Consider the following 21,531-nt stretch of genomic DNA (forward strand, 5'->3'; position numbering starts at 1 on the left):
CGATGTGCTCAATAACCGAAGCCCAGCCAGGGCTGATCAAGTCGGCCGGCATAGCCTATCACACCGTATAGGCAAATCAGCGCGACGAACAACAGCCTCCATTGCCGCGGTAGACTCAATCCCGCCAACAGCACGAGAACGAACCCGCTTTCGAAAATACGCCCAGCCACTTCGCTTAGAAAATAGGTGCTCAAATAGAAAACAACGATAGCAATGGCCAGCGCCTGGTCGCGCAAAAATGCACGCGTTTGTACTAGAAAAAGCAATAGGATGCTGGACCAGAAAATGAAGCCGAGCCCGCTGACCTCTACAGATGAAAAGTCGTAAGCTTGCCCCTGTCGCGCACCAATAAAGGTTGCAATACCACCTACTGCGACGCCGAAAAGCGATCCTATCGCCAGAAAGACCAGATTGCGCAAACTGGAACTAAAGCGTAGCGAATTCAATACATGACACAAAATCATGAAAAAAACGATGAAGAAAAAAGAGGCATGAATAAATGGCGATAGCAAAATCAAAAAATAACGAAGTGGCCATCTCGTTGCAAACCAACCTGCGAGAAAGAAACTGACTGCCAACCCCTGACGCAGATGAACAATGTGGTTTTTTATCACCTGAGGCAGAAACAGAAACAGCAACAGCCAGAAAAAATAGCGGGGATTGGAACGAAGTAATACGTAAGCCATAAGAGCAGCAGGCCCACCGATGATGATGCGCAACGCTGTCTCCGGCTGGAATACATTCGCTAAAGTAGTATTAATCAGTAACCAGACCGGCTCGTTCGCCAGGCCGCCGAGCCAGCTTTGGGAAAAATTCGACTGCAGGATCAACGCCGAAAAATCAACATAATTTAAATAGTTTATGCGGTCTTTGAAGACATCTAGCGGCAATGAGGCCAGCCACCAACCATAACCCAGCGCGATAGCCAATACAAAAATGGTATAGAGATGCCGCTTCAAGCGCGCGTCAAGCACCGCAGCCCCACGAGGAGCCGATTCAGCAGCATTAATCATGTTATGATGCTCCGACATCGAACAGTTTCTTTAGTACAGAGCCGGGCATCATGTGGGCTTCAACGAAACGCTTTGACTTCTCGGCAACTTCGCGCCGCATGCCAATGTCCTCAAGTTTCACCAACCAATCATAGACCGCTTGTGGGGTGCTCGCCGAGCAGATTGGGTTTTCGTGTGGCCATACACCGGAATCAACCAGCGAAGCATCGTTGGCAATAAGCGGTTTGCCAAGCCAAAGTGCATAACCACCAACCGCGCCAATCCAGTGGGCACCTACCTGATCAAAGCAAATATCCGAGTCCTCATACAAAGCCAGGAGCTCGCTTAGCTTCATTTCATCATGCCAGACGACTGCGGCGTCTATTCCCAGCTTTTCACATAAAGCCTTGGCAGCGCCAACGTCTTCACCTTTGCTGACGAAATGTATGCGTATGTTCTTGTTTCTCGAGTAATAGAGTGCCAGCCCCTCAATGATGACATCGTTGCCTTTGTTGTAACCTCGATTCCCATTGGGAAACGTCTCGAATAGGAACCTAACACCGGAAAAAATCTCTAGCACAGTACCCGGCTCCTTAAATGTACGTGTACAACGCTTCAATGGTTCGTCAGAGATATCATGACGACTCACATACTGGACACCTGCGTCAACCAGCGACTGCACGACAGTGTCGCCTGCATGGTTAAATCCCTTTGGAAAGTAAAGCACGGCATTGGACTGTCGATATCCTTCATACTGGCGTCCTACAATCATCTTGATCAACCTTCCAGCCAGGGACGCAGGCAAAAACCTGAAGAATGATCTCTTTCCAAATCCTGTAATCAGCTCATCGACCCCATTCGTATTTCCCCACACGTCAAGATCAGATCCATGGCTTAAAGCAATTTTTCGTGACGCCGAAGAAAGGAAAGGCGACAGCGAAGAGAAAAAACCGTTCAAGACAAATACGCATTTTTTTCTACCAGTCAGACGGCGTATATACCAACGGTAATAAAATGCCGAAAAACGAGGAAAGAGCGGTAGAAGCAATTGACTAAACAACCGGCGCTCAATGATCCAACGCGGATAAGGGTAGAAAATTTCGGGATAATGATTTTCAGGCCGTGACAACATATCCTGAGGCGCTGCATCGACGAAATATAGTACATCAAACCCCAGCTTCTTCAACTCAACTGCATACATCATCGGCATCGCGTTCATGCCACCCATGAACACTATGAGCTCGCCTTTACCTATTATTACTTGCTCATCCACGCAAACTTCCTCCCCAACCATAACCGACATTTTTTCGACGCCAGCAAAGCACTTGCTAATATGAAGAACCCACAACCAAAAACGTAAATTAAATTTAAAACTCGATTGTCTGATACAAATTCAAAACGGGACATCGTAAAAGCAACGATAAACGCTGGCGCGTAAATAACAACGACACCATTCATCAGCCAGGGCCAATGAAAACCTGGCACCATCTTTCCATGCACATACGCCACCCAAAAAAGCAGCAGCACAACGTTGAGTAACAACCAAACATAGCCCGCCCCTATCGGCCCATAGTATGTAGCGCCGATCACCACGCTAGGTACCAATAGTGCCAGCATTACCAAATTACCAGCGAGATGATAGCGTAAATTACCCATTGCATACTGCAGATAATAGGCAAACGCTGCGATGACAAGAAACCCATTGCCCAACGCATAGAGACTCAAAATAGGTGCGGCTTCTGCGGCTAACGTCCGGTCACCCGTCCACGCATACAACAAAGGGGCAGAAAAAAAAGCAAGAGTAACGGCGCAGCTTCCAGCAACAATGCTCACCAACTGGGTAGCTGTGCTATAGACATTTAGCATTTCCTGCTGATCGCCCTGCGCATGCAGCTTGGTCATGCGGGGCATTATCGCACTGCTGACCGGGCCACTGATGATCATGATGCCACCGGCCACTAGCACTGCCAAGGTGAAATGCCCATACGCCGCCAACGAAAGAACGCCAGACAACACCAGCTTGTCCGTTTGTGTAACTGCAACTGATACAGCAGAAGTAAAGGCAACCGTCAACGCGAACTTCAGAACTGGCCGAACTGGCTTAAAGGACCAGCCTATTGGAGCGGCCAGACTCTCCTTTCTCGGCAGTATGGTCATACTTTTCAGCCACAAACCCAGTAGTTCAAATAGCGCGATTAGCAACTGGTAGAGGAAGAAAACATACGGGGTAAAGCCGAAATACCACATTACCGGCAGCACCCCTAAAAAGCGAAGTGACGCTACTCCGGCATTAAATGCACTTAACCAAACCAGCCGTTCTGCTCCCGTCACCACTCCCCGGTAAAGACCGCATATCCAGCGGAGCGCAACACTGATGCTCATGATTTGCAGGGCAATTACCACGTCATTTTTTGGCAACGTCAGGACATTCAGCCATCTCGCTGCGATCACTCCCGACAGTAGCCAAAGCAAAAAACCGCCGCTGATAGCTATTGCCAAAAAAATTAGGCTGAGTGAGCGAAATAATTGGCGGAAGACTAGCGCTGACATAGCGCCACCATGATAGCGAGCTGTCTCCCTGCCGATCGTCGGAGTCAAGCCTATATCTAGCAGCGAAAACCAGGCTTGTAACATCGTGAAGAAGCCAATCAGCCCGTACGATTCCGCCCCCATATATTTGACGTACAGGGGAAGTATCAGAATACCAATAAGGGTGACGTACCCCTGACTAAAATAACTTGCAAAAATATTTTTTCTAAGAGACAACTTGGCAACCTGCTCACGGACGGAAAAAAAACTCAGCTGCCAGTATAGACATGGCCACCATATTAAAATATTTCCCTTCCTTGAAGACAGCTTCTCGATGGACACCTTCCACAGAAAAACCCATTTTCTGGTAGAGCTCAATAGCGCGCTTATTGTGTTCGAGCACCGTGAGGTGAACGCGATTCAAATTTAAGTCATTGAACGCATGCTCAAGTACCTTTTCCGTTGAAAATCGACCAACTCCTTTGGAGTGAAACTCTTTCTCGCCAATCCAAATGGCAAACTCGCTGCTTCTCGCGATCCAGTCAATCGAAAGAAGATAAGCCGCCCCTATCACCTGATTCGTGCCTTTCACGCAGACAGCTAATCTTACGCAGTTGCTGCGATTCGCCAAGTAGCGGCTCACCCAGCTGGCATCAACTTCCTCGGCGATGTACCTGTAGGGCGCTCCCAGCCACCCCACCAGCGCACGATCATTGCGCCACCGATTAATAATCGCAGCATCGGCGCTGGATAGCTCTCTTAGGTAATATTCTTGCATCTCGCCATCTCCCGTTCGACAACGTCAACAACTCGCTGCAACTCACCGATACCGTAACGTTGATCGCAAGGGATTGCGATCAGTCGGTCGCACATCTGGCGCTCGATTGAATTCTCATCGGTGCGCTGGTGACAATCTGACCAATACCTGGCGGTATAGATACGATTGTTTACCAACTCATTTCGCAACGCTTCCCCACAACTCACCAACAGGGGATAGCACAAAGCCCCCTGCACAAATGCCTCAGCAATCATCATCTCGTTAAAAGCGCCAAATTTACTGTGCAGAAAACCGAAATTTACATCCCGCCGTTTCCTAGCTTCGTACACATCGATAGAGGACAGTAAACGAGTCGTAAGCAGCGACATGCGTTTGGGCACGACTCCGCCATCAAGCGATTGTTCAGCGCGCTGATACGCTTGATAACCCGCCTCCGCTCCGGCGCCAAGACGCTGTAGCAGATGAGATGAGCGCTGCAAGGATGTCTCGTCAGTCGCATAAGAGGCACTCATATTCAGTGAGGTCACCAGCAACCCACCATCGGGGATACCGAAAAATTTACGTGGCGAATATAGAGTAGCCAGACATTCCAGCGGTGGACAGAAAAACGCTTGTGCATTGTCGAACACCACCTGAAGAGGATTGAAACGCCTTAAAATTTCCTGCTGAATGGCCGTGCACAGACCAAAGTAGTTAACATAAATGAGCCACTCGTCATCAAGCAGAACGATGTCGTCTTTTATCGTTAGGTCGTTATTCAAGCCGTAGAATGAATAACTAACACCAGCCTGATCAAGAGTATGCAACATGACATCACAGGTGTATCGAGGCATCCAAACATGACGCGGCGCACCAGCAGCGAGCAATGCCATGAAGGCTCCACGCGCCGATTGGAAGGTCAACGCCCCTGGGTAGGGCATTGAGACAGGAGGTGGCAACTCTAGTTCAAAATACCCGCCCACCGCACAATGTATCATGCCACCTCCTGAGCGATGATTTCGCGACAGGCTGTCAAATCGTTGAACATCATGACATCAAGAATGGACAATCCAGGCTGAAAAATACGGTCGAACTGCTGGTACGCCAGAAAACCAGGTCGAGAGAAGACCAGGTCAATGCTGTTTGCTTTGAAAGCCTGTGGATCGTATAAATCCTTACCACCAGGCAAGTTTATATAGGTATGAGCGCTCTCCTTGACACAGATATCGATTACCCTTGACATACCACTCAGCGCAGAATTATCGTAAATTTTGGAGGTCTGTTCAAAAATGGTCGAATATCCCAAGCGCTCGGCTATCATTTGGACACTACGCTTGGCAAGTATTGCAATAGACTCCGGATTTGTCTCTAGCACCTCTTTTATCAGATCAAATGTTGAATTGAAATGAGGGGCCTTGCCGTAAGATTGCTTTATACTTTCAAGGATCTTTCTCGACCATGCGCCCTGTGACTGGCACTTGACTTCTGCGATTTTCAAGTTAGGGCTACCCCCCGAGAGTGGTACTGTAAAGTAACGTACATCACCGGACAAAAATAGCCGATTGCGGTTTATCCATCCATTCTTGATAAAATTGACGTCGTCATAAAATACAAACTTGTCCACCTGCGCAACCAGATTAAAGTATCCGGTGTAAGGAAATAAGTAGGGCTGCATGATTGCCAGCTTCATCTTGCGCCACCTTGCGCGCGTTGGATCACTGTCACTACAGCCTGCAGTTCGGCATCCTCAAGGGCAGGATATATCGGCAGACACAACACTTTATCTGACACTTTCGCTGCAACAGGCAAATTGCCGCGTTGTGCCGACTGCATGCCTCGGTACATGGGAAAATCACTGATCAAGGGGTAAAAGTAGCGGCGTGCAAAAATATTGCTATCCTTAAGTGCTTGATACAAGCCATCACGACTAAGCGGATAGCCTGCTTCGACCAATAGTGGAAAATAAGAGTGATTGCCAACCACCTGACCTACCTCCTCTACCAGACTGATACCTTTGACATGCTTGAGCTTTTTGCGATAGAACGCGTCAACCTCTCGGCGTCGAGTCATAGCGCTATCAATATGCTTGAGCTGCAGCAGCCCAAACGCGGCATTCACCTCGCTCATCTTCCCGTTGATGCCGGGGGCTACAACTGTCACTTCATCAACAAAACCAAAGTTCTTCAACTGATCGATGCGCCTCTTAGTTTTCGCATCTGGGCAGATGATTGCGCCGCCCTCGAAGGTATTGAATACTTTGGTCGCGTGAAAACTCAGCACACTCAGATCGCCATGTCGCAGCACACTGCCCCCCACATCTTTGACGCCAAAGGCGTGCGCAGCATCATAGATAACACGCAAATTGTAGTTGTCGGCAATGCGCTGGATGGCGTCTACATCGCATGGGTTTCCATAACAATGGACGGGCATGATGGCAGTGGTATGTGGGGTGATGGCGGCCTCAATCTTGCTCGGATCAAGATTAAGCGTGTGGGGATCAATATCGGAAAATACCGGCTTGATACCGTTCCACAAAAGAGAATGCGCAGTGGCCACAAATGAATAGGGAGTCGTAATGACTTCGCCTGTTACCCGCAGCGCCTGCAACGCCGTCAACAGTGCAATGGTACCGTTATTGAACAGCGCAACATGCTCAACCCCCAGGTACTCGCACAAAGCCTGCTCCAACTGCTGGTGCATGGGGCCGCCATTGGTAAGCGTTTTATTGTTCCATATTTCCTTGAGGTACGGAACAAACTCATCCAGCGGCGGCAGGTACGGCTGCGTGACGTAAATTGGTTTGTCACTCATATCGACTCCTTGGCCAGCGACAGGAGATACTGACCATAGCTGTTCTTGCTGAGTGAGTGGCCGATCCGCTGCAGATCCGAGACACTCAGCCAACCATTGTTGAACGCGATCTCTTCCAGGCAAGCAACCTTGTAGCCCTGACGCTTTTCGATGGTTTCGACGAAATGACTCGCCTCCAACAGACTTTCGTGGGTACCGGTATCCAGCCACGCAAAGCCGCGCCCCAGCAGCTGCACGCGCAACTCCCCACGCCCAAGGTACACCTGATTGATGCTGGTGATCTCTAGCTCCCCGCGTGCAGAGGGCCTGACCTCTTTGGCAATATCCACAACTTCATTGTCATAGAAATAGAGTCCGGTTACTGCAAATTGTGACTTAGGCTTCAATGGCTTTTCTTCGATAGAAACAGCGCGCTGGTTCTTGTCGAACTCAACCACACCGAAACGCTCCGGATCCTTTACTTGGTACCCAAACACCGATGCGCCTTTCGTACAACGCGCTGCTTGGCGCAATAGCGGGCTGAACCCCTGGCCGTAAAAAATGTTGTCGCCCAACACCAGGCATACAGAATCATTTCCTATAAAAGATTCGCCAATGATGAAAGCCTGTGCCAAACCGTCAGGCCTTTCCTGAATGGAATAACTCAAGTTGATACCGAACTCCGTACCATCGCCCAGTAACCGCTGATACCCTGCTATATCTTCCTGGGTGCTGATAAGCAGGATTTCGCGAATACCAGCTAGCATAAGTACCGAGAGCGGATAGTAAATCATCGGCTTGTCGTAGATTGGCAGCAGCTGCTTGGACACACCTTTGGTGATTGGGTAGAGCCGAGTACCGGATCCGCCAGCGAGAACAATGCCTTTCATACGTTTACTACTCCTTCAACCGATGCTCCGAGCCGCTCGCGTTGATAGCTGCCGTCCTGCACAGCGCGGCACCACCTCAGATTGTCCAAGTACCACTCGACCGTCTTTCGGATACCTGTTTCAAATGATTCCTGCGGTACCCAGCCGAGCGCCTGCTTAATTTTACTGGCATCGATGGCATAGCGTTGATCGTGGCCAGGGCGGTCCTTCACATACGTCACCAGCGCGCGATATGACCCAGCTCGCTCCCCTTGCAAGGGTCGAAGCTCATCCAGCAAATCACAGAGTGCGTGTACCACGTCTATGTTCTCCTTTTCGTTGTGACCACCTACATTGTAGGTTTCACCCACCTCGCCTTGAGTAAGGACTGCATAAAGTGCACGGGCATGGTCTTCAACGTAAAGCCAGTCGCGAACCTGCCGTCCATTTCCATACACCGGTAATGGCTTGCATTCCAGGGCATTGAGAATTATCAATGGGATGAGTTTTTCCGGAAAATGGAACGGACCATAGTTGTTTGAGCAGTTAGTGATCAGTGTCGGCAGACCATATGTGCGATGCCACGCTCGAACCAAGTGGTCCGAGCTGGCCTTGCTCGCAGAGTAAGGCGAACTAGGAGCATATGGTGTGGTTTCTTGGAAAAGGGAGTCTGGCCCTTCTAAGTCGCCGTAAACCTCATCAGTAGAAACATGGTGAAAGCGAAAATTTTCCTTGCGTGCCCCACTCAAGCTTTGCCAATACTGCCGGGCACTTTCCAAAAGCGTATAAGTGCCCACAATATTGGTCAAAATGAAAACATTGGGGCCATCTATCGAACGATCTACATGGGATTCGGCAGCTAGGTGCATGATCGCATCTGGCTGATGCTCAAGCAGTAAGCGATCCAACTCGCTACGCTGGCAGATATCTATCTTTTCAAATGTATAACGATCACTGGCACTCACACTATCCAGCGACTGCAAGTTCCCCGCGTAGGTGAGCTTGTCTAGATTGATCACACTGTCACCGGTATTGTTCACGATGTGGCGTATAACCGCCGAACCAATAAAACCGGCACCGCCAGTGACAAGAATTTTCATAACAATGAACTATCCAGATGTCAACGTTTGCCACCTTGGCTGAATAAGGTGGCAAATCAAAGTATAAACATGCAATTCGGGCTCACGGCCCGAGCTGTAATTATCCAAGGAATGCGATATACCACGGCATTGCCTTTTCGATACCTTTATCGATATCGAACTGCGGAGCATACCCCAGCAGACGTTGCGCCTTACCGACATCGGCCTGAGAATGACGTACGTCGCCGGCGCGAAAATCCCGATAAACTGGACCCTTGGCGTACGTCACGCCGTTGCTAGCCAAGGTTGTCTTAAGCGACTCAAACAGGTGATTGAGGTTGGTACGCCCGCTGACAGCCACGTTGTACACCTGGTTGCGCGCCGCTTCTTGCGTCGTAGTCGCAGCCAACAAGTTGGCCTGTACGGCATTCTCGATGAAGCAGAAATCGCGACTAGTTTCGCCGTCGCCGTTTATATAAACGTCTTCTCCCTTTATCATTGCCGCAGTCCATTTGGGAATAACTGCAGCATAAGCACCTTCAGGGTCCTGACGCTTGCCAAATACGTTGAAGTACCGCAGACCGATAGTAGTAAACCCATAAGTGCGCGCGAACACCTCAGCATAGAGCTCATTCACGTATTTGGTAACGGCATATGGAGAGAGAGGTTTTCCAATAAAATCCTCGACCTTCGGCAATCCGGGATGATCACCATAGGTTGAACTGCTGGCCGCATAGACGAAACTTTTGACCCCTGCGTCACGGGCCGCCACCAACATATTGAGATAACCGTCAATATTGGTGTGATTGGTGGCTAGAGGATCATTGATTGAGCGAGGAACTGAGCCCAAGGCTGCCTGATGAAGCACATAATCGACATCACCGCACGCGGTACGGCAATCTGCCAGATTCCGAATATCACCCTCTATGAAGTTGAATCCCGCCCATTGCTGTGCGCTGACCTGCCTCTGGACCTCGTTGAGATTATGCTGGTGCCCAGTTGCGAAATTATCCAGGCCTACTACGCGCTGGTTCAACGTGAGCAGAACTTCCAGAATATTCGAACCGATAAAGCCCGCCACCCCTGTAATCAGCCAGGTCTTGGGCGAGTGTGGCAGGTCTTGGATGAGACGTTCGTAAGCAGTCATGACGGCCATTGGCAGTACCTAAGGTTAAAAAGCGAAGTGTTCTGGATATTCCGGGGCGCTTATAGGCGCAAATCCGACTCTTCGGCAGTCAGAAGGTATTTGAGGTCATACAGCACGTGCTCAGACTTACCAAACTCGCGAATTTTTTCAGCTCCGAGCGCTTTGAATTGCTGGTGAGCAACCGCTAGGATCACACCGTCGTATGTACCCGTTGACGGTGCTGTAACTGGCGTAAGACCATACTCATGCTGAGCGTCCTTTATATCAACCCATGGGTCATAGACATCCGCCTGAATGTTGTACTCTGCCAGTTCATTGACAATATCAACTACTTTGGTATTGCGAAGATCCGGGCAGTTTTCCTTGAAGGTCAGGCCCATTACCAGAACACGCGCCCCTTCGACGTGAATTCTCCGCTTGACCATTTCTTTTACCAATTGTGCTACCACATACGCACCCATGCTGTCATTCAGACGGCGTCCGGCCAGGATAATTTCTGGGTGGTAGCCAATACTCTGCGCCTTGTGCGTCAGATAGTAGGGGTCCACACCAATACAGTGACCACCGACCAGGCCCGGCCGGAAAGGGAGGAAATTCCACTTGGTACCGGCCGCCTGCAGAACCGCCTCAGTATCGATACCCATTTTGTTGAAGATAAGTGCTAGCTCGTTGATCAAAGCGATATTCAGGTCCCGCTGAGTGTTCTCGATGACCTTCGCCGCCTCGGCTACCTTGATGCTGCTGGCTTTGTGTGTGCCAGCCACAATGATCTCACGATAGAGAGCGTCGACCAGCTCGGCGACTTCAGGGGTGGAACCCGAAGTAACCTTCTTGATGGTCGTCACGCGGTGTTCTTTATCGCCTGGATTGATGCGCTCGGGGCTGTAGCCTGCATAGAAATCCTGGTTGAAAACCAGGCCAGAAAATTGTTCAAGCACAGGAACACAGTCTTCTTCTGTTGCACCGGGGTACACAGTCGATTCGTAAATGACGATATCGCCCTTTTTCAGGACCTTGCCTATGGTTTCCGATGCCTTCAGCAACGGAGTAAGATCAGGCCTCTTATACTCATCAATCGGGGTCGGCACGGTGACGATGTAGACGTTGCACTCCCTCAGCGACTCTATTTCGCAGGCATAGCTCAACTGTACGGCCTGGTTAAGCTCCTCGTCACTGACCTCCAGCGTTGTATCGTGTCCACCCTTGAGTGCCTGGATACGTGCCTGATTGATGTCAAAACCAACTACTGCACGTTTTTTTCCAAACTCAGCAGCCAAGGGCAACCCGACATACCCTAAACCTACGACTGCGAGATTCACGTTACTCAATTTGACCATTTCACATTCCATTAGACTAAAGAAGTTTTCAAGCACGTTGATCAGTGGCTCAAGCCCGGCCAACCGAACCGGTAACTCCCAGCGCGCTTGCTGTGCCAATACGGTGATACGAAGGCACGCCTGCTCAAAAATCGGCTTGAACCATCATGGCGAGTACCTACAGAGCCATATCTGCCATTCGAAATTTTCGCAAATCCGTGCGGGCGCCTTCGCCCCCTGATCCAACCAAATGCATGATGGCGCCACCCCGCGCTAAAGCCACCTGAAGAACAACGAAGGGTTCAACATGATGCTCCACTCGACAGCCTCTCGCACGGACTGCGCGCGCAAGTACACCTGACTTGACTCGGCCGGCAAAGGCAGCGCGCAAAAGGTCACCGAGCAATGTCAGCATGTACTGCATCAAGCGACGCCGAAACAAGGTCTCACTCGCGCTGCATTCCTGCTCTCGGACCAAAGCTGAAGGGTTTATCCCCACCAATCTAAGCAGTAGCAGTAGACAGCTTAACAGCATGCCACACGACCGCTCTACCAACCGTCCTTTATCGTCGCTCATCAATCAGCTCGGTGCATCTCAGCGTCAAGCATACAAAGCACCACTACCTTCGGCTATCGCCAAATTTTGGGGAAATTGCCTCACGCCACAGTACAAGCCCCACAACAAATCCTATACCCGCCAATGTGCCAATAATAAAACCGGCCAGAACGATAAGCGACTTATTAGGCTTGACTGGCTGATCCGGAGATTCGACGACACCGTCCTGCCGATAAGTCGCTACTGCCACAGGGTCGACATCGAGCGAACGATAGAAGGCCAATGCTGCTTGCTGCTTGCGAATATCCGTAATAAATGGATCATCAGATTTACGATTTTCCAAATTCTCGATTTCTGCACTCAGTGCCTTACTGCCATGCAGATAGCTCAGGGAGCCCTGGGCACCGTTAAAGGCGTCGCTGGACATATTGCCAAACATGATAGAGGACTTTTCAAGACCAATGGCCTTGGCCACAGCCAGGGCCTCCTTCAGCTTCAGTATTTCGTCTTCACGTTGTTCTCTTGCGCTTTTCTGCGCATTGGTAATTTGAAATTGAAGGTTGTTGGCCCTCACCGCCGCTTCACTTCTAATATTGTTCAATATTTCTTGCTTAGCTATGTCTCCCGCCATCTTGGCATAGCCAGCAGCCCAATCAGCAGCATCCTTTGGATTAGGGAGCGCTACTGTCACCACATAGCGATCCGGCGTATTTTTTCCGGTGCCGGACACAACTAATAACTTGCTGAAATTTCGATACAACCTGTCCTGTGAGCCTTCGCGCTCTTTCGCGCTCAGGGTGGGCAGATACACGCGCTGATAGAAGTTTCTGCGCAGAAATTCGGATTGCAGGTTACGAAGGTAGGCATCATAAACATCTTTAACAGAAAGCCTGTCGAGATCGGTCTCACCACCACGCCCGTAGTTCAGGTAGGCAATATCTTCTTGGGTAGGGGGCTGGACAAACACTTTGGCCTCATAGATTGGTGTTGCGACCAGCACATAAACCAGTGCCGCCAAAGCAACCATCGCAGCCATCGCGACGATCAACATCTTTTGCTGCCACAATCCTTTGATCAGCTTAACCAGATCTATTTCATCATCTTCAATCAACTTCTCGCTATCACTACTCATTTAATCTCATTTTCCTTCAAAGATATCTCTCAATCCAGGCTCGACCAGTGCCTGTGCATGCCCTATTCCAGCGCGGGAGACGGTTAACTGTAGGAATCTACGTGAGAAATTAAAAAAAAAAAAGAATTACCAAAAATATATATGCACTCCCAGTCATCAGTCTGCTAAGAATGGTCGATTCCGACAAAGAAAAGCCGCGATGAATTGGGTGAGCCACCACCTCACCCCTTGCAAGACATGGGGGTGATGGCCAATCCCTCTTTCCGAAAGAGGCCACGATCAAGGCGCAGGCTGCAGGTGATGACAGGGGCCTGTAACGCCTGAGTGGTGCCATGGCGGGTAAATGCTACTCATGTAAGTACGGCCAGACTACCCAAAAAGACATCATTAGTTCCTACAAGTCTCCCACCCCTATGTAAGTACCAATGATACGACAGCGGCATTAGTCGGAGATTGTAGACTTGGCCATCGGCCGACTTGTTAGTAGCTTGGATCGCAAGCCGGTGTAAGTGGCAATCAGCGGCCCGACAACCAACCCAGCTACCAAGGCAATCAAGCACACCACCGACAACGGCAACGCCGGCGCAGCCCACCCAAACAGCACCAATGCCACCGACTGCTGGTTCTCCAGCACAAACAGCAGCACCACCGCCGCAACGGCCAGCACCACCAGCGCCAGCACTACACGCTTGAGGTTACGCATGACTTGCTCCTTGCTCAGCGGCCATCATGCGCCCTCCTCCTCATCGTTGACCCGATCACGCAACTCTTTACCGGGCTTGAAATGCGGCACGAACTTGCCGTCCAGACTCACCGACTGCCCCGTCTTCGGGTTACGACCCAGGCGCGGCGCCCGGTAATGCAGCGAGAAGCTGCCAAAGCCGCGGATCTCGATTCGATCCCCTGTAGCCAGGCACTGGGACATCTGCTCAAGCATGGTCTTGATGGCCAGCTCCACATCCTTCGATGAAAGCAGCCCTTGATGGGTGACAATACGTTCGATCAGCTCCGACTTCGTCATATTTTTCCCTTCTTTATCAAGCAGCTAGATCATTGCTTACTCTGTTTGTAGCACGCCCTAGCTGATTTGAACAGGGTGGTTCTTGACTTAATAAAATTTTCAAGATTTGCACACAAGGGTGACAAGTGAGTGCCGCTGCCCGCAGGTGAGGCGGGGCAAGGGATTGGCGCATTTGCTTCGCCCTGACGTGGACGAATCCGCCCTGGCGGAACACAGGAAGGCATGGGACCCCCTGCAGACTCATCCGCAAACAGACATGAATCGCAGGCACAAAAAAGGGCGACCGAAGTCGCCCTTTTTAATGATCAAGCAGAACTCAGTTCTGTTTGGCCATTGCTTCGCGCAGCAGTGCAGCCATGGTGGTATCGGCGGCAGCTTCCGGAGCGGCTTTCAGGCTCTGGATTGCTTCTTTCTCTTCAGCATCGTCTTTCGACTTGATGGAGAGGTTGATTACGCGGCTCTTGCGGTCAACGCTGATGATCTTGGCTTCAACTTCTTCGCCTTCCTTCAGGACGTTACGCGCGTCTTCAACGCGGTCACGGCTGATTTCGGAAGCTTTCAGAGTGGCTTCGATATCGTCGGCCAGGGTGATGATAGCGCCCTTGGCGTCAACTTCTTTAACGATACCTTTTACGATAGCGCCTTTGTCGTTGACAGCAACGTAGTTGGAGAACGGATCGTCTTCCAGCTGCTTGATACCCAGGGAGATACGCTCGCGCTCTGGGTCAACCGACAGGATGACGGTGTCCAGCTCGTCGCCCTTCTTGAAGCGACGTACGGCTTCTTCGCCCACTTCGTTCCAGGAGATGTCGGACAGGTGAACCAGACCGTCGATGCCGCCGTCCAGACCAATGAAGATACCGAAATCGGTGATCGACTTGATGGTGCCGGAGATCTTGTCGCCCTTGTTGAACTGGCCAGAGAAGTCTTCCCATGGGTTCGACTTGCACTGCTTGATGCCCAGGGAGATACGACGACGCTCTTCGTCGATGTCCAGAACCATGACTTCCACTTCGTCGCCGACTTGTACGACTTTCGAAGGGTGGATGTTCTTGTTGGTCCAGTCCATTTCGGAAACGTGTACCAGGCCTTCCACGCCTTCTTCCAGCTCTGCGAAGCAGCCGTAGTCGGTCAGGTTGGTGACGCGCGCCATGACGCGGGTGCTTTCTGGGTAACGTGCCTTGATAGCAACCCATGGGTCTTCGCCCAGTTGCTTCAGGCCCAGCGAAACGCGGTTACGCTCACGATCGTACTTCAGTACCTTGACGTCGATCTCGTCGCCAACGTTGACGATTTCCGACGGGTGCTTGATACGCTTCCAGGCCATGTCGGTGATGTGCAGCAGGCCATCAACGCCGCCCAGGTCAACGAATGCGCCGTAGTCGGTGAGGTTCTTGACGATACCTTTGACTTGCTGGCCTTCCTGCAGCGATTCCAGCAGAGCTTCGCGCTCGGCGCTGTTTTCGGCTTCCAGGACACTGCGACGGGAAACGACAACGTTGTTGCGCTTCTGGTCCAGCTTGATGACCTTGAATTCCAGCTCTTTGCCTTCGAGGTGGGTGGTGTCGCGCACTGGGCGGACATCAACCAGGGAGCCCGGCAGGAACGCACGGATACCGTTAACGTCGACAGTGAAGCCGCCTTTAACCTTACCGTTGATAACGCCCTTGACCACTTCTTCGGCGGCGAAAGCTGCTTCCAGAACAATCCAGCACTCGGCGCGCTTGGCTTTTTCACGGGACAGCTTGGTTTCGCCAAAGCCGTCTTCGACCGCGTCCAGCGCAACGTGAACTTCGTCACCGACCTTGATGGTCAGCTCGCCAGCTTCGTTGTAGAACTGCTCGAGCGGGATGACGCCCTCGGACTTCAGACCGGCGTGGACAGTAACCCAGTCACCGTCGATATCGACAACGATACCGGTGATGATCGCACCTGGTTGAAGGTTGAGGGTTTTCAGGCTTTCTTCAAAGAGTTCTGCAAAGCTTTCGCTCATTTTAATTCCTGTAGATTAGGGCGAGACATACGCCCATCAGCCACATTCCAGACAATGTGGGTTTCGTTCATATAAAGGGAAAGCCTGCAGGACGTTGACTGGTGCCCCTGCATGCCGCCCTGTATCAGGCGATATCGCGAAGTGCGATCTCGCTTCTGATGCGTTGCAACACCTGTTCGATGGACAATTCCGTGGAATCCAGCTGGATTGCATCGGCCGCCGGCTTGAGCGGGGCCACTGCGCGCTGGGTGTCGCGCTCATCACGCGCACGTATCTCATCTAGCAGACTCGACAGACTAACATCATCGCCCTTGCCCTTCAACTGCAAGTAACGACGACGCGCCCGCTCCTCGGCGCTGGCCGTGAGGAAAATCTTCAAGGGCGCGTCTGGAAACACCACCGTCCCCATGTCGCGCCCATCGGCGATCAGGCCGGGCGACTCCTGAAACGCCCGCTGGCGCTGCAGCAGCGCATCACGCACCGCCGGCAGCGAAGCCACCATCGATGCGCCAGCGCCCACGGTTTCGGTACGGATCACATTGCTCACATCATCCCCCTCGAGGATGATCTGCTGCAACTTGCCCGGCTCGGCGGCGATGAATTGCACGTCCAGATGGGCGGCCAGCTTGACCAGCAGTTCTTCATTGGTCAGGTCGACACCGTGGTTGCCGGCGGCGAATGCCAGGAGGCGGTACAGAGCACCGGAATCCAGCAGCTTCCAGCCCAGCTCGCGGGCCAGCATGCCGGCAACGGTACCCTTGCCAGAACCGCTAGGCCCGTCGATGGTGATGACCGGTGCCAGCGCGTTCACGACTTGCCCTCTTCAGCTACGCGGATGCCGACTTCGGCACACAGCGCGAGGAAGTTGGGGAACGAGGTGGCAACGTTGGCACAGTCATGGATGCGAATCGGCGCGCAAGCGCGCAGCGAGGCGACACTGAAGGCCATGGAGATACGGTGGTCGCCATGCCCATGCACTTCGCCACCACCGATGCTGCCGCCGTCGATGATGATGCCGTCCGGGGTAGGTTCGCACTTCACGCCCAGCGCCAGCAGGCCGTCGGCCATGACCTGGATGCGATCCGACTCCTTCACCCGCAGCTCTTCGGCGCCGCGCAGCACGGTACGCCCTTCGGCACAGGCCGCAGCCACGAACAGCACCGGGAACTCGTCGATCGCCAGGGGCACCAGGTGCTCCGGAATCTCGATACCCTTGAGCCTGGCGCCGCGCACTCGCAGGTCGGCTACCGGCTCGCCGCCGACTTCACGCTGGTTTTCCAGGGTGATATCGCCGCCCATCAGTTGCAGAATGTCGATGACACCGGTGCGGGTCGGGTTGATGCCGACGTGCTCCAGTACCAGCTCCGAACCCTCGGCAATCGAGGCCGCGACCAGGAAGAAGGCCGCCGAGGAGATATCGGCCGGCACCTCGATGTGGGTGGCGGTCAGCTTGCCACCGGACTCCAGCGAGGCGGTAGGGCCATCGACGCTCACGCTGTAGCCAAAACCGCGCAGCATGCGCTCGGTATGGTCACGGGTAGGCGCAGGCTCGGTGACGGTAGTCTTGCCCTGGGCATACAGGCCGGCCAGCAACAGGCAGGATTTGACCTGGGCACTGGCCATCGGCAGTTTGTAATCCAGCGCCTTGAGCGTATGGCCACCGCGGATGGTCATCGGCGGGCGCCCCTCGGCGGCGGTCTCGATGACCGCACCCATTTCGCGCAGCGGGTTGGCCACACGGTTCATCGGGCGCTTGGACAGCGAAGCATCGCCGGTCAGCACGGTGTCGAACGGCTGCGCGGCCAGCAGGCCGGACAGCAGGCGCATCGAGGTACCCGAGTTGCCCAGGTAGATCGGGCCAGGCGGCGGCTTGAGGCCATTGAGCCCCACCCCGTGAATGGTCACGCGACCATGGTGCGGGCCTTCGATGACCACGCCCATGTCGCGGAACGCCTGCAGGGTCGCCAGCGCATCCTCACCCTCGAGGAAGCCTTCCACCTCGGTGGTGCCTTCGGCCAGGGAGCCGAGCATGATCGAGCGGTGGGAAATCGATTTGTCGCCTGGTACGCGAATACGGCCGGACAGGCGGCCACCAGGTTGTGCCAGGAAAATCAGGTCGTTGGAGTTCATAGCGTCCACATAGGCCCGACGGGCCAGGATTTTACTGAAATGCTCGCGGGCAACCCGGGCGCGGGTGAAAACGCCCAGCAGCTGGTGCCCATCCCCTGCATCGACCGCGTCGCGCAAGGCGTCGAGGTCGCTGCGAAATGTATCCAGTGTGCGCAGGACAGCCTCGCGGTTGGCGAGGAAGATGTCATGCCACATGACCGGGTCGCTTCCGGCGATTCTTGTGAAATCGCGGAACCCACCGGCAGCGTAACGGAAGATATCGAGGTTTTCATTGCGCTTGGCCAGCGAATCGACCAGGCCGAAAGCCAGCAGATGCGGCAGATGACTGGTTGCCGCCAGCACTTCGTCGTGGCGCTCCACCTGCATGTGCTCGACATCGGCATCCAGTGCACGCCACAGGCGATCGACCAGCGCCAGGGCGGCCGGGTCGGTTTCTGCCAGCGGCGTGAGAATCACCTTGTGACGACGGAACAGGGCGGCATTGGAGGCCTCCACCCCACTCTGCTCGGAGCCCGCGATCGGATGGCCAGGTACGAAACGCGGCAGTTTCTCGGCAAAGGCTTCGCGCGCAGCACGCACCACGTTGCCCTTGGCGCTGCCCACATCAGTCAGCACCGCCGCACCCAGGTCAAGCTGCGCCAGGCGCGCCAGGAGCTTTTCCATGGCCAGGATCGGCACCGCCAGCTGGATCATGTCAGCCCCGACACAGGCCGCTGCCAGGTCCTCTTCACAACGGTCGACCACACCCAGCTCGACCGCCAGCTTGCGCGATTGCGGGTCCAGGTCGACACCGACCACCTCGCGGCACAGGCCACTTTCGCGCAGGCCCTTGGCGAACGAGCCGCCAATCAGGCCCAGGCCCACCACCACCAGCCGGCCAATGACGGGCCCGCCTTGCTTTACGACTTCAACCACGGAGCAGGACCCTGTTCAGAACATCACGCATTGGCATACCTCAGAGCACCGCCTTCGGATACGAGCCCAGTACCTTCAGGGCCACCGCCTCCTGGCTGATCTGCTCCAGCACCGCCTTGATCAACGGGTCGCGATGGTGGCCGACGAAGTCGATGAAGAACACGTAGGTCCACTTGCCGCTGCGCGAGGGACGGGTCTCGATGCGGGTCAGGTCGATGCCGTTCTCGTGGAACGGTACCAGCAGTTCGTGCAACGCACCCGGCTTGTTGCTCATCGAAACGATGATCGAGGTCTTGTCATCACCGGTCGGTGGCACTTCCTGGTTGCCGATCATCAGGAAGCGCGTGGCATTGTCCGGACGGTCTTCGATTTTCTCCGCCAGGCGTGTCAGACCGTACAGCCCGGCCGCCATGTCACCGGCGATCGCCGCCGAATTCCACTCGCCCTTGACCCGCTTGGCAGCTTCGGCGTTGCTCGATACCGCCACCCGCTCGACGTTCGGATAATGAGCATCCAGCCACTTGCGGCACTGGGCCAGCGACTGGGCGTGGGAGTAGATACGGCTGATGCTGTCGGTCTTGGTATTCTCGCCCACCAGCAGGTGGTGGTGAATGCGCAGCTCGACTTCGCCGCAGATCACCATGTCGTGCTCGAGGAAGCTGTCCAGGGTGTGGTTGACCGCACCTTCGGTGGAGTTTTCCACAGGCACCACGCCGAAATTGACCGCGCCGGCGACCACTTCGCGGAATACCTCGTCGATGGCCGCCATCGGCTTGCTGATCACGGCATGGCCGAAGTGCTTCATGGCCGCGGCCTGGGTAAAGGTGCCCTCAGGCCCCAGGTAGGCGACCTTGAGCGGTTGCTCCAGCGCCAGGCACGACGACATGATTTCACGGAACAGCCGGGCCATTTCCTCGTTGCCCAGCGGGCCCTTGTTGCGCTCCATCACGCGCTTGAGCACCTGCGCCTCGCGCTCGGGCCGGTAGAACACCGGCACCTCGCCTTCTGCCAGGGTCGCAGTCTTGACCCGGGCGACTTCCTGGGCGCAGCGCGCACGGTCGCTGATCAACTCGAGGATCTTCTCGTCGAGGCTGTCGATGCGCACGCGCAGGGCCTTGAGTTCCTGTTCGGACATCAGGCGTGTTCCTTCTCGAATTCACCCATGTAGGCAACCAGTGCCTCCACGGCATCCAGGCCCAGGGCGTTGTAGATCGAGGCACGCATGCCGCCCACCGAACGGTGACCCTTGAGGTTGAGCAGGCCACGCTCGTCGGCGCCCGCCAGGAACGCCTTGTCCAGGCGCTCGTCGGCCAGGCGGAACGGCACGTTCATCCAGGAACGGGCATTGCTGCTGATCGGGTTGGTATAGAAGTCGCTCTTGTCGATGAAGCCGTACAGGCGGTCCTTCTTGGCGCGGTTGCGCTGCTCCATGGCAGCGACACCGCCCTGCTCCTTGAGCCACTCGAACACCAGGCCCGAGAGGTACCAGGAATAGGTTGCCGGGGTGTTGTACATCGAGCCGTTGTCGGCCGCGACCTTGTAGTCGAGCATGGTAGGGCAGCTGCTGCGGGCACGGCCCAGCAGGTCTTCACGCACGATCACCACCACCAGGCCGCTGGGGCCGATGTTCTTCTGCGCACCGGCGTAGATCAAACCGAACTGCGACACGTCGACCGGACGCGAGAGGATGTCCGAGGACATGTCCACCACCAGCGGCACGTCACCGGTCTGCGGCACCCAGTCGAACTCCAGACCACCGATGGTCTCGTTCGAGGCGTAATGCAGGTAGGCGGCGTCCTTGGTCAGGTTCCACTCGTTCTGACCCGGGATGGCCAGGTAATCGTAAGGCTTGGCGCTGGCGGCGACATTGATGTTGCCATAGCGACGCGCTTCCTCGATCGCCTTTTTCGACCAGATGCCGGTCTCGATGTAGTCGGCCGTACCGCCCTCGGGCAGCAGGTTCAACGGGATCTCGGCAAACTGCTGGCTGGCGCCGCCCTGCAGGAACAGCACCTTGTAGTTGGAGGGGATGGACATCAGGTCGCGCAGGTCCTGCTCGGCCTTCTCGGCAATGGCCACGTAGTCGTCGCTACGGTGGCTCATCTCCATGACCGACAGGCCTTTGCCGCGCCAGTTCAGCATTTCTGCCTGGGCACGCTGCAGCACAGCTTCAGGAAGCGCAGCAGGGCCTGCGCAGAAGTTAAAGGCTCGTTTGCTCACATCCACTCTCGCTCTGCTCTTGATGTCTGTGGGAGCAGACACCGCAGTGGCGGGCCTGCCCGCCCCCACAGCCGCTCCCATAGGT

The 21,531-nt window shown here is 54.1% G+C and carries 19 protein-coding genes; all 19 read right to left on the reverse strand.

What is annotated here, in order from left to right; genetic code table 11:
• Nucleotides 1-8: 8 nt before the first annotated feature.
• The 19 genes from FW760_RS20240 to serC all read right to left on the reverse strand — a co-directional run bounded on the left by FW760_RS20240 (nucleotide 9) and on the right by serC (nucleotide 21,446).
• A complete protein-coding gene (locus FW760_RS20240) occupies nucleotides 9-1,031 on the reverse strand; it encodes an EpsG family protein (protein WP_116055161.1) in 1,023 nt (340 codons plus the stop codon).
• Nucleotides 1,015-2,265 carry a glycosyltransferase gene (locus tag FW760_RS20245; RefSeq protein WP_147303888.1) on the reverse strand — a complete coding sequence of 417 codons (1,251 nt, stop codon included), beginning with the start codon at nucleotides 2,263-2,265 and terminating at the stop codon, nucleotides 1,015-1,017. Before FW760_RS20245 ends, FW760_RS20240 begins: the two co-directional genes overlap by 17 nt.
• Nucleotides 2,250-3,758 carry an oligosaccharide flippase family protein gene (locus FW760_RS20250; protein WP_446443932.1) on the reverse strand — a complete coding sequence of 503 codons (1,509 nt, stop codon included), beginning with the start codon at nucleotides 3,756-3,758 and terminating at the stop codon, nucleotides 2,250-2,252. Before FW760_RS20250 ends, FW760_RS20245 begins: the two co-directional genes overlap by 16 nt.
• Nucleotides 3,759-3,771: 13 nt before the next feature.
• Complete coding sequence (locus FW760_RS20255; RefSeq protein ID WP_116055168.1) at nucleotides 3,772-4,299, reverse strand: GNAT family N-acetyltransferase; 528 nt, start codon at nucleotides 4,297-4,299, stop codon at nucleotides 3,772-3,774.
• Nucleotides 4,281-5,171 (reverse strand): hypothetical protein, encoded by an 891-nt coding sequence (locus tag FW760_RS20260; RefSeq protein WP_147303889.1) that lies wholly within the window; start codon nucleotides 5,169-5,171, stop codon nucleotides 4,281-4,283. Before FW760_RS20260 ends, FW760_RS20255 begins: the two co-directional genes overlap by 19 nt.
• 101 nt (nucleotides 5,172-5,272) lie before the next feature.
• A complete protein-coding gene (locus FW760_RS20265) occupies nucleotides 5,273-5,968 on the reverse strand; it encodes a WbqC family protein (protein WP_116055172.1) in 696 nt (231 codons plus the stop codon).
• Complete coding sequence (locus tag FW760_RS20270) at nucleotides 5,965-7,089, reverse strand: DegT/DnrJ/EryC1/StrS family aminotransferase (RefSeq protein ID WP_116055174.1); 1,125 nt, start codon at nucleotides 7,087-7,089, stop codon at nucleotides 5,965-5,967. Before FW760_RS20270 ends, FW760_RS20265 begins: the two co-directional genes overlap by 4 nt.
• Entirely contained in the window at nucleotides 7,086-7,958 is an 873-nt protein-coding gene (gene rfbA, locus FW760_RS20275) for a glucose-1-phosphate thymidylyltransferase RfbA (protein WP_116055176.1), read from the reverse strand. The genes FW760_RS20270 and rfbA overlap by 4 nt, the downstream gene beginning before the upstream one ends.
• Nucleotides 7,955-9,037, reverse strand: a complete 1,083-nt coding sequence (gene rfbB, locus FW760_RS20280; protein WP_353227326.1) for a dTDP-glucose 4,6-dehydratase — start codon at nucleotides 9,035-9,037, stop codon at nucleotides 7,955-7,957. The genes rfbA and rfbB overlap by 4 nt, the downstream gene beginning before the upstream one ends.
• A 100-nt stretch (nucleotides 9,038-9,137) precedes the next feature.
• A complete protein-coding gene (locus tag FW760_RS20285) occupies nucleotides 9,138-10,163 on the reverse strand; it encodes an NAD-dependent epimerase/dehydratase family protein (protein ID WP_116055430.1) in 1,026 nt (341 codons plus the stop codon).
• Between the two features lie 59 nt (nucleotides 10,164-10,222).
• Nucleotides 10,223-11,500: a Vi polysaccharide biosynthesis UDP-N-acetylglucosamine C-6 dehydrogenase TviB gene (gene tviB / locus FW760_RS20290; protein ID WP_116055179.1), complete on the reverse strand. Its 1,278-nt coding sequence runs from the start codon at nucleotides 11,498-11,500 to the stop codon at nucleotides 10,223-10,225.
• Nucleotides 11,501-12,099: 599 nt separating this feature from the next.
• Nucleotides 12,100-13,167 (reverse strand): LPS O-antigen chain length determinant protein WzzB, encoded by a 1,068-nt coding sequence (locus FW760_RS20295; RefSeq protein WP_116055182.1) that lies wholly within the window; start codon nucleotides 13,165-13,167, stop codon nucleotides 12,100-12,102.
• A gap of 442 nt (nucleotides 13,168-13,609) precedes the next feature.
• Nucleotides 13,610-13,870, reverse strand: coding sequence for a LapA family protein (locus tag FW760_RS20300; RefSeq protein ID WP_116055185.1), 261 nt, complete (start codon nucleotides 13,868-13,870; stop codon nucleotides 13,610-13,612).
• A 24-nt stretch (nucleotides 13,871-13,894) separates the two neighbouring features.
• A complete protein-coding gene (gene ihfB, locus FW760_RS20305; RefSeq protein ID WP_043862681.1) occupies nucleotides 13,895-14,188 on the reverse strand; it encodes an integration host factor subunit beta in 294 nt (97 codons plus the stop codon).
• A 316-nt stretch (nucleotides 14,189-14,504) separates the two neighbouring features.
• Nucleotides 14,505-16,181 (reverse strand): 30S ribosomal protein S1, encoded by a 1,677-nt coding sequence (gene rpsA, locus FW760_RS20310; protein ID WP_043862680.1) that lies wholly within the window; start codon nucleotides 16,179-16,181, stop codon nucleotides 14,505-14,507.
• 124 nt (nucleotides 16,182-16,305) lie between these two features.
• Nucleotides 16,306-16,992: a (d)CMP kinase gene (gene cmk / locus FW760_RS20315; RefSeq protein WP_043862679.1), complete on the reverse strand. Its 687-nt coding sequence runs from the start codon at nucleotides 16,990-16,992 to the stop codon at nucleotides 16,306-16,308.
• Nucleotides 16,989-19,226, reverse strand: a complete 2,238-nt coding sequence (locus tag FW760_RS20320) for a bifunctional prephenate dehydrogenase/3-phosphoshikimate 1-carboxyvinyltransferase (RefSeq protein WP_054915856.1) — start codon at nucleotides 19,224-19,226, stop codon at nucleotides 16,989-16,991. The genes cmk and FW760_RS20320 overlap by 4 nt, the downstream gene beginning before the upstream one ends.
• Nucleotides 19,227-19,266: 40 nt before the next feature.
• The gene (gene pheA / locus FW760_RS20325) at nucleotides 19,267-20,361 is read right to left on the reverse strand and encodes a prephenate dehydratase (RefSeq protein ID WP_043862677.1); all 1,095 of its coding nucleotides are present in this window, start codon (nucleotides 20,359-20,361) and stop codon (nucleotides 19,267-19,269) included.
• Entirely contained in the window at nucleotides 20,361-21,446 is a 1,086-nt protein-coding gene (serC, locus tag FW760_RS20330) for a 3-phosphoserine/phosphohydroxythreonine transaminase (RefSeq protein ID WP_043862751.1), read from the reverse strand. The genes pheA and serC overlap by 1 nt, the downstream gene beginning before the upstream one ends.
• Between the last annotated feature and the right edge of the window lie 85 nt (nucleotides 21,447-21,531).

It is taken from the genome of Pseudomonas sp. 1176_21 (assembly GCF_052850635.1).

Excerpts from the sequence above, each read along its gene's own strand:
- pheA (WP_043862677.1), bottom strand. The coding sequence starts at position 20,361 with ATGTCCGAACAGGAACTCAAGGCCCTGCGCGTGCGCATCGACAGCCTC.
- FW760_RS20265 (WP_116055172.1), bottom strand. The coding sequence starts at position 5,968 with ATGAAGCTGGCAATCATGCAGCCCTACTTATTTCCTTACACCGGATAC.
- FW760_RS20270 (WP_116055174.1), bottom strand. The coding sequence starts at position 7,089 with ATGAGTGACAAACCAATTTACGTCACGCAGCCGTACCTGCCGCCGCTG.
- ihfB (WP_043862681.1), bottom strand. The coding sequence starts at position 14,188 with ATGACGAAGTCGGAGCTGATCGAACGTATTGTCACCCATCAAGGGCTG.
- rfbB (WP_353227326.1), bottom strand. The coding sequence starts at position 9,037 with ATGAAAATTCTTGTCACTGGCGGTGCCGGTTTTATTGGTTCGGCGGTT.
- rfbA (WP_116055176.1), bottom strand. The coding sequence starts at position 7,958 with ATGAAAGGCATTGTTCTCGCTGGCGGATCCGGTACTCGGCTCTACCCA.
- FW760_RS20260 (WP_147303889.1), bottom strand. The coding sequence starts at position 5,171 with ATGGCATTGCTCGCTGCTGGTGCGCCGCGTCATGTTTGGATGCCTCGA.
- FW760_RS20240 (WP_116055161.1), bottom strand. The coding sequence starts at position 1,031 with ATGTCGGAGCATCATAACATGATTAATGCTGCTGAATCGGCTCCTCGT.
- FW760_RS20255 (WP_116055168.1), bottom strand. The coding sequence starts at position 4,299 with ATGCAAGAATATTACCTAAGAGAGCTATCCAGCGCCGATGCTGCGATT.
- tviB (WP_116055179.1), bottom strand. The coding sequence starts at position 11,500 with ATGGTCAAATTGAGTAACGTGAATCTCGCAGTCGTAGGTTTAGGGTAT.
- FW760_RS20285 (WP_116055430.1), bottom strand. The coding sequence starts at position 10,163 with ATGACTGCTTACGAACGTCTCATCCAAGACCTGCCACACTCGCCCAAG.
- FW760_RS20300 (WP_116055185.1), bottom strand. The coding sequence starts at position 13,870 with ATGCGTAACCTCAAGCGTGTAGTGCTGGCGCTGGTGGTGCTGGCCGTT.
- FW760_RS20295 (WP_116055182.1), bottom strand. The coding sequence starts at position 13,167 with ATGAGTAGTGATAGCGAGAAGTTGATTGAAGATGATGAAATAGATCTG.
- rpsA (WP_043862680.1), bottom strand. The coding sequence starts at position 16,181 with ATGAGCGAAAGCTTTGCAGAACTCTTTGAAGAAAGCCTGAAAACCCTC.